Annotated in this window: 12 protein-coding genes and 2 tRNA genes; 13 read left to right on the plus strand and 1 reads right to left on the minus strand. The window is 46.7% G+C overall.

All coding sequences use genetic code 11. The annotated features are described in order from the left end of the window. Nucleotides 1-15: 15 nt before the first annotated feature. The 13 genes from VC182_RS02975 (at nucleotide 16) to VC182_RS03035 (ending at nucleotide 10,773) form a co-directional block, all read left to right on the plus strand. The gene (locus VC182_RS02975; RefSeq protein ID WP_323484448.1) at nucleotides 16-2,049 is read left to right on the plus strand and encodes a RelA/SpoT family protein; all 2,034 of its coding nucleotides are present in this window, start codon (nucleotides 16-18) and stop codon (nucleotides 2,047-2,049) included. 18 nt (nucleotides 2,050-2,067) lie between these two features. After that, nucleotides 2,068-2,144, plus strand: a tRNA-Val gene (locus VC182_RS02980). Nucleotides 2,145-2,268: 124 nt separating this feature from the next. Beyond that, nucleotides 2,269-4,191 carry a threonine--tRNA ligase gene (thrS, locus tag VC182_RS02985; RefSeq protein ID WP_323484449.1) on the plus strand — a complete coding sequence of 641 codons (1,923 nt, stop codon included), beginning with the start codon at nucleotides 2,269-2,271 and terminating at the stop codon, nucleotides 4,189-4,191. Between the two features lie 33 nt (nucleotides 4,192-4,224). After that, nucleotides 4,225-4,758 (plus strand): translation initiation factor IF-3, encoded by a 534-nt coding sequence (gene infC, locus VC182_RS02990; RefSeq protein WP_374222774.1) that lies wholly within the window; start codon nucleotides 4,225-4,227, stop codon nucleotides 4,756-4,758. Nucleotides 4,759-4,898: 140 nt separating this feature from the next. Then, nucleotides 4,899-5,096: a 50S ribosomal protein L35 gene (gene rpmI / locus VC182_RS02995; protein WP_046330084.1), complete on the plus strand. Its 198-nt coding sequence runs from the start codon at nucleotides 4,899-4,901 to the stop codon at nucleotides 5,094-5,096. 25 nt (nucleotides 5,097-5,121) lie between these two features. Next, on the plus strand, nucleotides 5,122-5,487 hold the full coding sequence (rplT, locus tag VC182_RS03000) for a 50S ribosomal protein L20 (protein WP_011902675.1): 366 nt from the start codon (nucleotides 5,122-5,124) through the stop codon (nucleotides 5,485-5,487). Nucleotides 5,488-5,512: 25 nt separating this feature from the next. Beyond that, nucleotides 5,513-6,559, plus strand: coding sequence for a phenylalanine--tRNA ligase subunit alpha (gene pheS, locus VC182_RS03005; protein ID WP_323484450.1), 1,047 nt, complete (start codon nucleotides 5,513-5,515; stop codon nucleotides 6,557-6,559). A 33-nt stretch (nucleotides 6,560-6,592) separates the two neighbouring features. Then, on the plus strand, nucleotides 6,593-9,049 hold the full coding sequence (gene pheT, locus VC182_RS03010) for a phenylalanine--tRNA ligase subunit beta (RefSeq protein WP_323484451.1): 2,457 nt from the start codon (nucleotides 6,593-6,595) through the stop codon (nucleotides 9,047-9,049). A gap of 53 nt (nucleotides 9,050-9,102) precedes the next feature. Next, nucleotides 9,103-9,426, plus strand: coding sequence for an integration host factor subunit alpha (locus VC182_RS03015; RefSeq protein ID WP_072582283.1), 324 nt, complete (start codon nucleotides 9,103-9,105; stop codon nucleotides 9,424-9,426). Next, nucleotides 9,404-9,754, plus strand: a complete 351-nt coding sequence (locus tag VC182_RS03020; protein WP_072582284.1) for a MerR family transcriptional regulator — start codon at nucleotides 9,404-9,406, stop codon at nucleotides 9,752-9,754. Before VC182_RS03015 ends, VC182_RS03020 begins: the two co-directional genes overlap by 23 nt. A gap of 24 nt (nucleotides 9,755-9,778) precedes the next feature. After that, nucleotides 9,779-9,855, plus strand: a tRNA-Pro gene (locus tag VC182_RS03025). A 36-nt stretch (nucleotides 9,856-9,891) separates the two neighbouring features. Beyond that, nucleotides 9,892-10,305, plus strand: coding sequence for a PaaI family thioesterase (locus VC182_RS03030; RefSeq protein WP_215360061.1), 414 nt, complete (start codon nucleotides 9,892-9,894; stop codon nucleotides 10,303-10,305). A 183-nt stretch (nucleotides 10,306-10,488) separates the two neighbouring features. Beyond that, complete coding sequence (locus VC182_RS03035; protein ID WP_072582286.1) at nucleotides 10,489-10,773, plus strand: H-NS family nucleoid-associated regulatory protein; 285 nt, start codon at nucleotides 10,489-10,491, stop codon at nucleotides 10,771-10,773. Nucleotides 10,774-10,856: 83 nt separating this feature from the next. Here the strand turns inward: VC182_RS03035 and VC182_RS03040 are convergent, their stop codons facing one another. Next, nucleotides 10,857-11,555 (minus strand): excisionase family DNA-binding protein, encoded by a 699-nt coding sequence (locus VC182_RS03040; RefSeq protein ID WP_072582287.1) that lies wholly within the window; start codon nucleotides 11,553-11,555, stop codon nucleotides 10,857-10,859.

Here is an 11,555-nt window from a genome sequence, read left to right on the forward strand (position 1 = left end):
CACCCCTTATTGCCAATGGCAAATGTCCCTAGCAATTCATTAAAAGAGTCAGTATTCGTAGATGCCTGGTATGGTGAGCCGGCAGAATTGCACGCAGCCGGCGTATTACAAGTATTGCAGTCTCTTAATCTGGATGAGGCGACATTAACTGCTGCCAGCAATATTGCCCGCACCCATGGCAAAGAAGCCCTCATCAAACTCATTGGTGAAGAGTCCGCGAAACTGCTCATTGGATATCGCGGCTTACGACAAGCCCAAGCAAAGTTAGTCCGTGATGATGGTGGCTTAAGTGTTACTGGCCAAGAAGAAATGTTGCGCAAAATGCTTTTGGCATTTGGTGATGATTTGCGTGTGGTTCTGATTTATCTCGCCTCCCGTCTGCAGACATTGCGCTGGATTACACAAGAGAAGATCGAGATGCCTGCAGCTTGGGCTCAAGAGATCCTGAGTATTGATGCCTCATTGGCTAATCGATTAGGTATTTGGCAAATGAAGTGGGAGATGGAGGACTTAGCATTTCGAGCGCTCTCACCACAGACTTATCGTGATATTGCCAAGATGCTGGATGCTAAACGCATTGAGCGCCAATCATTCATCGACCAAATCGTCTTGCAACTACAGCAAGAATTAAAGGCTGCTCAGATTGAGGGCGAGGTACTTGGAAGACCAAAACATATATACAGCATCTGGAAAAAGATGGAAGGTAAATCATTAGACTTTGCCAATCTTTATGATGTCAGAGCATTTCGGGTATTGGTCGCCGATGTCAAATCTTGCTACGCTGTATTAGGCATCGTGCACAACGTCTGGCAGCCGGTACCAAGAGAGTTTGATGATTACATCGCGCGCCCGAAGCCTAACGGTTATCAATCACTGCATACAGTAGTGATGAACGAAGACGGTACCGCATTTGAGATTCAGGTGCGTACACAAGAAATGCATCAGCAGGCGGAGTATGGTTTAGCTGCGCATTGGCGCTACAAAGAGGGTGCTTATGCGGGTATGGCCACACCCCCTAATCCCGCCAAAACAAACAAGCCAAGTGTTACTCACCAGCAAGGCACGCATAGCGCAGAGGTTGCTTATGAAAGGCAAATCGCTTGGGCTCGCCAGCTTATCTCTTGGAAAGAGGATGCTTGGGAGCAGCTTAAGCACCATGAGATTGACGACCATATTTATGTTCTTACGCCTTTAGGGAAAGTGATTTCTTTGGAGAAGGGCTCAACGCCAATTGATTTTGCTTATGCGGTTCACACCAATCTTGGGCATCGCTGCAGAGGTGCACGAGTCGATGGTGCAATGGTTCCGCTCGAGACTGCATTGAAGAATGGCCAAACGATCGAGATTATTGCTGTCAAACACGGTGGCCCATCACGCGATTGGATTAGCCCTGATAAGCACTATGTACGCTCACAAAGAGCGCGCCAACGAGTACGTGCTTGGTTTAATGCACTTGATGATGAAGAGGCTGGGCAATCTGGAAAAGCTGTAGAGGGTAAAGCTGAAGCAATCCCTGAATTAAAGACCCCATCCACAACACCTGAAATCGTTTTACGCAACAGCACTCATAAAGCAGGGCGAGGTGGCGATGTTTTGGTCGTTGGCGTGGATTCATTATTGACCCAGTTAGCGCGCTGCTGCCGACCTGTTCCACCGGACTCGATTGCGGGATTTGTGACACAAGGTAGAGGCATTTCGATTCATCGTCGCTCCTGCAAAACCTTTAGAGGTTTGCTGGAGAGGGCGCCTGAGCGGGTCATTCAAACGGCTTGGACTGCTTCTGCTGCTGATCCTGTGGTCAATCAAGAGCAAAAACGCGTCTTTCCAGCTGATTTGGTGGTGACTGGCTTAGATCGCCCTGAGTTAATGCGGGAGCTCTTTGAAATTCTGACTAGGCAGGGGGTGCATGTGATCGATTTGCGAAAATCAGCCAAAAAAGGTCTTGCCCAGATCCTTTTAACGATTGAGGTGAAGGATTCTGAAGTGCTGCGAGTCGTGCAAAACAGCCTAGAAGAGGTCAAAGGGGTCACCCAAGTGCGCCGCCGGTGATAAACTCTATGGCTGTATAGGCTCGTAGCTCAGCTGGTTAGAGCACCACCTTGACATGGTGGGGGTCGTTGGTTCGAGTCCAATCGAGCCTACCAACGAATAAGACCCAAAAGAAGTGCTAATCATGGCTTCAAAGAGGCGCGGATGCCCAAAAGCTACCGCGCTTTCTTTTTGGGAAAGATGTCAGTAATGAAGTTCAGTAAATAAGATGGGGTCATCATGCTTGTAGTTACTCTGCCCGATGGATCAAAACGTGAGTTTGAGGCACCAGTTCGCGTAGCGGATGTTGCTCAAAGCATCGGTAGTGGTCTTGCAAAAGCTGCATTAGGCGGCATCGTCGATGGCAAGATGGTTGATACCAGTTTTGTGATTGATAAAGACAGTCAATTAGCCATCATCACTGACAAAAGTCCTGAGGCGCTTGAAATTGTGCGTCACTCTACAGCGCACTTATTAGCTTATGCTGTAAAAGAATTATTTCCAGAAGCACAAGTCACTATTGGTCCAGTAATCGAGAATGGTTTTTACTATGACTTCTCTTATCACCGCCCATTTACTCCGGATGACTTAGTTGCTTTAGAAAAGAAAATGACTGAGCTCGCTAAAAAAGATGAGCCAGTGACTCGCACCGTAATGCCGCGTGATGACGCTGTCGAGTTTTTTAAGAAGCAAGGCGAAAACTACAAAGCAGAATTGATTGCCAGCATTCCGCAGGGCGAAGATGTTTCTTTGTATGCCGAAGGTAAGTTCACTGACCTTTGTCGCGGCCCGCACGTGCCTTCTACCGGCAAGCTCAAGGTATTTAAGCTTATGAAGCTGGCTGGCGCTTACTGGCGTGGCGATAGCAAGAATGAGATGCTGCAGCGTATTTACGGCACTGCATGGTTGCGTAAAGAAGATCAAGATGCTTACTTACATATGCTTGAAGAATCTGAGAAGCGTGATCACCGCCGCCTCGGTAAGCAACTTGATTTATTTCATTTTCAAGAAGAAGCGCCTGGTTTAATTTTCTGGCATCCAAAAGGTTGGTCCATTTGGCAAGAAGTTGAGCAATACATGCGTCGCGTGTATCAGCAAGAAGGCTATCAAGAGGTAAAAGCTCCGCAGATTTTGGATCGCGGTCTTTGGGAAAAATCAGGCCACTGGGAAAACTATAAAGAAAATATGTTCACGACGGAGTCGGAGAATCGTGCTTATGCATTAAAGCCCATGAACTGTCCTGGTCACGTGCAAATTTATAACTCTGGCTTGCATAGTTATCGTGAGTTGCCATTACGTTTTGGTGAGTTTGGTCAGTGCCACCGTAACGAACCATCAGGTGCATTGCATGGTTTGATGCGTGTACGCGGCTTTACTCAAGACGACGGTCATATTTTCTGTACCGAAGATCAAATTCAATCAGAGGTTGCTGCTTTTGATAAAGCAGTGCGCGCTGTGTATCAAGATTTTGGGTTTACCGAGGTTGCTGTAAAGCTAGCCTTACGTCCTGCTAAGCGTGTAGGCGATGATGCTATTTGGGATAAGGCAGAAGAGGCTCTCCGTGGTGCCCTCAAGGCCTCAGGCCAGGAATGGGAAGAATTGCCAGGCGAGGGTGCTTTTTATGGCCCTAAGATCGAATATCACCTTAAAGACTCGATTGGCCGTACTTGGCAGTGCGGCACGATTCAGGTTGATTTCTCAATGCCGGCCCGTTTAGGTGCTGAATATGTTGCTGAAGACAATACACGCAAGACCCCAGTCATGCTCCATAGGGCAATTGTGGGCTCTTTAGAGCGTTTTATCGGTATTTTGATCGAAAACCACGCTGGAAACATGCCTGTTTGGCTGGCTCCAACCCAGGCTGTAGTCCTTAATATCTCCGGAAATTCTGCTGCATATGCACAACAAGTGCAGCAAATGCTGAAAAAACAAGGGTTTAGAGTCGAATCCGATTTGCGGAACGAGAAAATTACGTATAAAATACGCGAGCACGCATTACAGAAGACTCCATTTTTGCTAGTTGTAGGTGATAAAGAGTCTGAAAGCAATACGGTGGCCGTTCGTGCCCGTGGCGGAGTAGATTTAGGTGTAATGCCTCTTGATGCCTTCGTTGCCCGACTCCAGCAGGATATATCCCAGAAAGTCGGACCCGAGCCTAGCTAGGGTTAGAACGGTTTTTATTGTTTTTTTAAAGGAATTAAGAAGATCGCTACTGAAAAATTGCAGCGCATTAACCGGGAAATTACTGCTCCTGAAGTGCGTTTGATTGGAATTGATGGAGAGCCCATCGGTGTAGTTAAGTTGAGTGAAGCCTTGGCTTTGGCGGAAGAGAAAGAGACCGATTTGGTTGAAATTGCTCCGACGGCTGTGCCACCTGTAGTCCGCATCATGGACTTCGGCAAATTCAAATACCAAGAAGCCAAGCGGATGCATGAAGCTAAGCTGAAGCAAAAAGTCATTCAGGTGAAGGAAGTGAAGTTCCGCCCTGGTACTGATGATGGTGATTACGGTGTGAAGCTACGCAATCTAATCCGCTTTTTGGAAGATGGCGATAAGACAAAGATTACGCTGCGGTTTCGGGGTCGTGAAATGGCCCACCAAGAAATCGGAGTCAGAATGTTGGAACGTTTGAAGTTGGATCTCGTTGAATACGGCCAAGTCGAACAGTTTCCAAAGATGGAAGGTCGCCAGATGGTGATGGTATTGGCCCCCATCCGTAAGGCTAAGTAACTAGGTTCTACCTGGTTCTTATGTAGGGAGGTATCTGAGGTGAATAACTGAGGATGCCGGTAGTTTGAAGTGCTTCTGGGTACAGGAAGAGTAACCGTCGGTTACCACCTATGTTGCACAAGTAATTGAAGGGGTGCTTTATGCCCAAGATGAAGAGCAAGAGTAGCGCTAAAAAGCGCTTCACGGTTCGCGCAGGCGGAACGATTAAACGAGGACAGGCTTTCAAACGCCACATCCTCACCAAGAAGACCACAAAGAATAAGCGTCACCTACGTGGTACTACCGAAGTTGCGAAAGCTGACGTTAAGTCAATTCGCTCCATGCTTCCATACGCTTAACCTCAGACTAGATTAGGAGAAATAAATGCCAAGAGTCAAACGTGGGGTTACAGCAAGAGCCCGTCATAAGAAAATTACCGATGCCGCTACAGGTTACCGTGGCCGTCGTAAGAACGTATTCCGTATTGCTAAGCAAGCGGTTATGCGTGCTGGTCAATATGCATATCGTGACCGTCGCAATAAGAAACGTGTATTCCGCGCATTGTGGATTGCTCGTATCAATGCGGCAGTACGTCAGCATGACATGACCTATAGCGTATTCATGAATGGTATGAAGAAAGCTGCGATCGAACTCGACCGCAAAGTACTTTCTGATATGGCCATTGCTGACAAAGCGGCTTTTGCTGCTTTGGTTACTCGGATCAAATCCGTAGTAAACGCTGCAGCTTAATCTTAGTTTTCTAAACTAAGCTGCAATGGTTTCTCTCGACCACATTGTCGAGGATGCTAAACGTGATTTCCTCGGGGCTGCCGATGCGGCAGCTCTAGAGGACGCGAAAGCCAAGTATCTCGGTAAGTCAGGTGTTCTCACTGAGCGTTTAAAAGCGCTTGGTGGAATGTCGCCTGATGAACGTAAGAGTGCTGGCGCCCAAATTAATCAAATCAAAACCCAAGTAGAAGCTGCATTACAGGAGCGTCGCCAAGCTTTAGCTGATGCCGTCTTGTTGCAACGTCTTGCAGCGGAGTCTATTGATGTGTCCTTGCCTGGCCGTGGTCAAGCAGTAGGTAGCTTGCATCCGGTGATGCGCACCTGGGAACGTGTTGAAGAGATCTTCCGCTCAATAGGTTTTGATGTAGCAGATGGTCCTGAGATTGAAACCGATTGGTTTAATTTCACAGCCTTAAATAGTCCTGAGAATCATCCTGCACGTTCAATGCAGGATACCTTTTATATCGATGGCAAAGATTCTAACGAGAAGCCCTTGCTATTGCGTACGCATACCAGCCCCATTCAGGTTCGTTATGCGAGCGAGCATCTTAAGAAGTACGCTAATGCAGATGTAATGCCGCCAATCAAAGTGATTGCGCCAGGCAGAACCTATCGTGTTGATAGCGACGCAACCCATTCACCAATGTTCCATCAAGTTGAAGGCTTGTGGATTGCTGAGAGTGTTTCGTTTGCAGACCTCAAAGGCGTATATACAGATTTCTTAAGAACCTTCTTTGAAACAAACGAGCTTAAGGTTCGTTTCCGACCTTCATATTTCCCATTCACTGAGCCATCGGCTGAGATTGATATGGCCTTCGGTAGCGGCAAACTTGCCGGCCGTTGGTTAGAGATCTCTGGAGCAGGGCAGGTTCATCCAAACGTCTTACGTAATATGGGTATCGACCCAGAGCGCTATACCGGCTTCGCATTTGGATCTGGTCTAGAACGCTTAACAATGCTGCGTTACGGCGTAGATGACTTGCGCCTCTTCTTTGAAAACGATCTGCGTTTCTTAGCGCAGTTCCCTGCATAAAAATATTATTACTACTTAACCTTAGATCGCGCTATGCAATTTTCTGAATCTTGGCTTCGTCAGTATGTAAACCCATCGCTTGATAGTGATGCGCTTGGTCATGCAATGACAATGGCTGGTTTAGAAGTTGAAGAGCAACATTCAGTAGCGCCTGCATTTACTAAGATCGTGATTGCGCAGATATTGTCTGCTGAGCAACATCCTGATGCAGACCGTTTACGTGTTTGTAAAGTAGACGCCGGTACTGGCCAAGAGTTACAAATTGTTTGTGGTGCGCCTAATGCGCGTGCCGGGATCAAAATTCCGTGCGCTATGGTTGGCGCGGAATTGCCTCCCGCTGAAGCCGGTGGCAAGCCATTCATGATCAAAGTAGGTAAGCTACGCGGTGTTGAAAGCCAAGGCATGTTGTGCTCTGGCCGTGAGATTGGTCTCGGCGATGATCACGAAGGCATCTTAGAGTTGCCAGCCGATGCGCCAGTTGGAAAAGATATTCGTGAATATCTGGATCTTGATGATCAAATCTTTGTTATTAAATTAACTCCAAATAAAGCCGATTGCCTCTCTTTGATGGGTATGGCAAGAGAAGTTTCCGCGATTACTGGCGCTGCGCTCTGCGCGCCGAAGTGGACGCCACCAGTAGTATCGATTGACGACAAGCGCAAAGTTACTGTGGAAGATGGAGAACTCTGCGGACGTTTTGCTGGTCGCGTGATTCGTGGTGTTAATCCGCAGGCTAAAACGCCCGAGTGGATTGTGCAGCGTTTATCTCGCGCAGGTCAAAGAAGTATTTCCGCATTAGTGGATCTCTCTAACTACGTCATGCTAGAGATGGGTCAACCTACCCACGTATTTGACATTGATAAATTGAATGGCGATATTACTGTTCGTTGGGCTAAAGCAGGTGAAACTCTCGAATTACTAAATGGTCAGAATGTGACTTTGCAGGGTCCTGACTCAGCAGGCAAATTACAAGATGCTGGTGTAGTTGCTGATCAATCCGGTCCAGTAGCGTTGGCTGGCATCATGGGCGGCAATCATTGCGCCGTATCCGATGAAACCAAGAATATTTATGTTGAGGCTGCTTATTGGTTGCCATCAGCCATTCAGGGACGTGCCCGTCGTTTTAACTTCAGCACTGATGCAGCTCATCGCTTTGAGCGTGGTGTAGATCCACAAAATACGGTTAAATGTCTAGAGTATCTCAGCGCCTTAATTATTGAGGTCTGCGGTGGCCAAGCTGGTCCAGTGGATGATCAAGTTTTAAATGTGCCTGAACGTAATCCAGTCAAAATGCGTTTGGCTAGAGCAGAAAAAGTCATTGGTATTCCACTAACAAATGAGGTGGTTGCTGATGTATTTCAGCGCCTTGGTTTTGAGTTTAAGCAAGAGGGTGATACTTTTGTCGTCACACCCCCAAGCTATCGTTTCGATATTGAGATCGAAGAAGATTTAATTGAAGAAGTCGCACGTATGTACGGCTTTGAAAATATTCCGGATCAACCGCCAGTAGCCTCATTGAAGATGAGTGCTAAAGCAGAAGCAAAACGCGGTGTGCATTTATTGCGCCAGCGTTTGGCTCTCCAAGGTTATCAAGAGGCGGTAAATTTTGGTTTCACAGATCTCGAAAGTGAAAAGCGTTTAACTGGCGCCACTGAAAAGGACATCATTGAAGTGCTAAATCCTATTGCTAGTCAATACGGTGTGATGCGCAGCACGCTTTGGGGTGGTTTGTTAAATAACCTCAAGGCGAATTTGAACCGTGGAGCAGGGCGTGTACGCCTGTTTGAGACTGGCCGTGTATTTAAGCGTGACGCGAATGCTCAAGAAGAAGCTGGCAAAGTGGCCGGGTTTCATCAGCCCCAGAAAATTGGTGGCCTAGCTTATGGATCTTTTGTTCCAGAGCAATGGGCTAATGCAACCCGTGCGGTTGATTTCTTTGATGTGAAGGGTGACCTGGAACGTGTTTTAGATCCCCTGCATTTTGTCACTGAAGCTGCACAGCACCCAGCATTACATCCGGGTCGCAGTGCGAAGATATTCTTGACTACAGCCAAGAATCGCATTGAAGTAGGATTCATCGGAGAGCTTCATCCTGGTTTGCAACAAGCGTATGAGTTGCCACAAGCGCCGGTGTTATTTGAATTAGACTTAGATCCTATTCGTGAGCTTGGCTTACCAGTGCCTGAAGAGTTGAGTAAATTCCCTGCAGTGCAACGTGATTTGGCCTTGGTTGTGAAGCAAAGCGTTTCTGCGCAGTCCCTGTTAGATGTTATGGCTGCTAGCAAGCAAAATTTTGTGCGCAATATTGAACTCTTTGATGAATTCAAGCCTAAGGCTGGATCAAGCAGCATGGCAGATGATGAGAAGAGCTTGGCTTTTCGAGTAACCCTCTTAAACCCTAATGAGACATTGCAGGATCCCCAAATTGATGCAGTAATGGCTACTTTATTGGGCGCAGTAGAGAAAAAGTGCGCGGCCCGTTTGCGCTAGGTTTAATATTAGGCATAAATCAAATAATTAATTAGTTACCAAAGAGACAAGCAATGACTGAATTGATTTCTAACGACACCGTTACCAAGAATGAGCTATCCGAAGCCCTTTTTGATCAAGTTGGACTAAATAAGCGCGAAGCAAAAGATATGATCGATGCCTTTTTTGATCGTGTTGGCCAATCCCTTGAAGCGGGCGTAGAAGTTAAGATTTCCGGTTTTGGTAATTTCCAGTTGCGCAATAAGTCGGCTCGTCCTGGCCGAAATCCAAAGACAGGTCAAATGATTCCGATTGCAGCTAGACGCGTAGTTACATTTCACGCAAGTCAAAAGCTTAAAGATGTAGTGGAGTCACATGCTCGAGAAAACCGAGTTTGATGCAAGCTCAGCGCTGCTGAGCTCTCAACTTCCCCCGATACCAGCAAAGCGCTATTTCACCATTGGTGAAGTTGCTGATCTTTGTGGTGTGCGCTCACACGTACTGCGTTATTGGGAGCAGGAGTTTGCTCAACTCAGCCCACAAAAGCGCCGCGGTAACCGTCGCTACTACCAGCATCATGAAGTGGTCTTGATCAGAAAGATTCGCTCTCTCCTCTATGAAGAGGGCTTCACGATTAGCGGTGCTCGTAATCGCCTTGAAGAGGCTCGTGGCGATCTCCGTCTGCGTGAAGAATTGCAAGCGGTTCTGCAGATTCTCTCTAAATAGTTACTGCTACAATTTTGCTTTCGTCGGGGCGTAGCGCAGCCTGGTAGCGTACATGCATGGGGTGCATGTGGTCGGAGGTTCAAATCCTCTCGCCCCGACCATTCAAACTAATCCCACTATCTCAAAGTACCATCTCCATGACAAGCGATACAAAACCCGTTGAATACTTTGGTCTCAAAATTCCTTTTTTGGCGCATTTGGGCGTAGTTCCTGAGTATGCGAAAGAGGGTAAGTCCCGTATTAGTCTTGACCTTAAGCCTGAGTATGAGAACAGCTTTGGTATTGCCCATGGCGGCGTCATCATGACACTCCTGGATTTTGCAATGGGGGCAGCAGCTAGGAGCATTTCCGAGGTTCCCTTGGGGGCTATGACAATTGATATGTCTGTCAGCTTCCTGCGTCCCAGCACCGGCAAGATAGTAGTGGAGGGCACTATCCTCAAGCCAGGAAAGACAATTAACTACTGCGAAGCCGTGGTTTTGAATGAAGCGGGGGAGATAACCGCCAAATCCAGCGGTACATTTATGCTCAGAGAATCAAAAACAGTTTAGTTAAATATAATATTTATAAAGATTATGTCTTTTATTAACCTGAGCTGATATAGCCCTAATAAGTATAGTTAATTATTCCGAATAATATATATTGCCTGATTGATTAATGTATATATAATCATCATCTAATATGGCTTATATAAGCCCTATAAAACAACCTATTATTCGGAGAGTGAAAAGAATATGTCTTCTTATAAAGAGCTTTTAGCCCAACGCGAGCAGTTGGATAAACAGATTAAAGAAGCAATTGCCCTTGAAAAGGCTGATGGCATTGCCAAGGCCAAAGTCATTATTGAGCAATATGGCTTAACTGCATCCGATCTATTTAGCCGTAAAGCCGGCGTAAAGAGCGCTGGCGGTAAAGTGGCTCCTAAATACCGTAATCCTTCAACAGGCGAAACCTGGACTGGTAGAGGTAAGGCGCCAAAGTGGATTGAAGGCAGAGATCGTAGTAGCTATTTGATCTAGGTGCTTGTTTTTATTAATTTTTATCACTAAAGGCCGCTGATAGCGGCCTTTTCTTGTGCTCCTTTCTTAATCTGAATTGCCCTCTAAGCGCACTTCCTAGCCAAAGCTTCTACAAATAGGGGTTCTAGTAACTCATGCCGACTACCATGAGGCCAGTTTGCCTCAGCCTCTGGATTGGTTGCGGGGTAGCCAATAATGAGTGGATTGAGGTCAATTAAGCCGTTTTCAAGCTCCTGTTTGATGCTTTCGCTCAAAGGATGCTTACCGCCAGAGTTCTCGTCTGCCAGTGCAACCACACCAGGGTGCAGTTTGATAAAACCTTCATCTACTAGAATAGGTATACGCTGTGTGTCCTTGTTTTTGCTCAAATAATGGATTAAATGGACTTGCTCTACAGGTGGAATAAGAGCATCTAAAAAGATCAAATCGGGGGCAATGGAAACAGCCTTCATTAAACCCTCTAGGCTGTCTACTGCCATTTCCATGTCTACTTTTAGCTGCCAGTCAGCAATGGACTCTAATAATTCTTGGCCATTCTCAGACCTTCTAAATATCCCCATGGCTACGCAGTTTTGCGTGGTCTTTTGACGCATAGCCCTTTTTCTCCGTTGTAATTGCTGTTCTAAAGAGCTGGCCAATATTCGTCTATGGCCGCCACGGGTTTTCCAAGCAATGAGTTCGCCTAATTCCACCATTTTCTGAACGGTGCCTAGGGAAACCTGTAAAACCTTGGCGCTTTGGCGAGTACTGAGATATTCCGTTTCTGGGGTAATTAATTTCAT

Origin of the sequence: Polynucleobacter sp. AP-Nickl1-40-C4 (genome assembly GCF_035012665.1) — a bacterium.
GTDB lineage: Bacteria > Pseudomonadota > Gammaproteobacteria > Burkholderiales > Burkholderiaceae > Polynucleobacter.

Excerpts from the sequence above, each read along its gene's own strand:
- VC182_RS02975 (WP_323484448.1), top strand. The coding sequence starts at position 16 with ATGGCAAATGTCCCTAGCAATTCATTAAAAGAGTCAGTATTCGTAGAT.
- thrS (WP_323484449.1), top strand. The coding sequence starts at position 2,269 with ATGCTTGTAGTTACTCTGCCCGATGGATCAAAACGTGAGTTTGAGGCA.
- rpmI (WP_046330084.1), top strand. The coding sequence starts at position 4,899 with ATGCCCAAGATGAAGAGCAAGAGTAGCGCTAAAAAGCGCTTCACGGTT.
- rplT (WP_011902675.1), top strand. The coding sequence starts at position 5,122 with ATGCCAAGAGTCAAACGTGGGGTTACAGCAAGAGCCCGTCATAAGAAA.
- pheS (WP_323484450.1), top strand. The coding sequence starts at position 5,513 with ATGGTTTCTCTCGACCACATTGTCGAGGATGCTAAACGTGATTTCCTC.
- pheT (WP_323484451.1), top strand. The coding sequence starts at position 6,593 with ATGCAATTTTCTGAATCTTGGCTTCGTCAGTATGTAAACCCATCGCTT.
- VC182_RS03015 (WP_072582283.1), top strand. The coding sequence starts at position 9,103 with ATGACTGAATTGATTTCTAACGACACCGTTACCAAGAATGAGCTATCC.
- VC182_RS03020 (WP_072582284.1), top strand. The coding sequence starts at position 9,404 with ATGCTCGAGAAAACCGAGTTTGATGCAAGCTCAGCGCTGCTGAGCTCT.
- VC182_RS03030 (WP_215360061.1), top strand. The coding sequence starts at position 9,892 with ATGACAAGCGATACAAAACCCGTTGAATACTTTGGTCTCAAAATTCCT.
- VC182_RS03035 (WP_072582286.1), top strand. The coding sequence starts at position 10,489 with ATGTCTTCTTATAAAGAGCTTTTAGCCCAACGCGAGCAGTTGGATAAA.
- VC182_RS03040 (WP_072582287.1), bottom strand. The coding sequence starts at position 11,555 with ATGAAATTAATTACCCCAGAAACGGAATATCTCAGTACTCGCCAAAGC.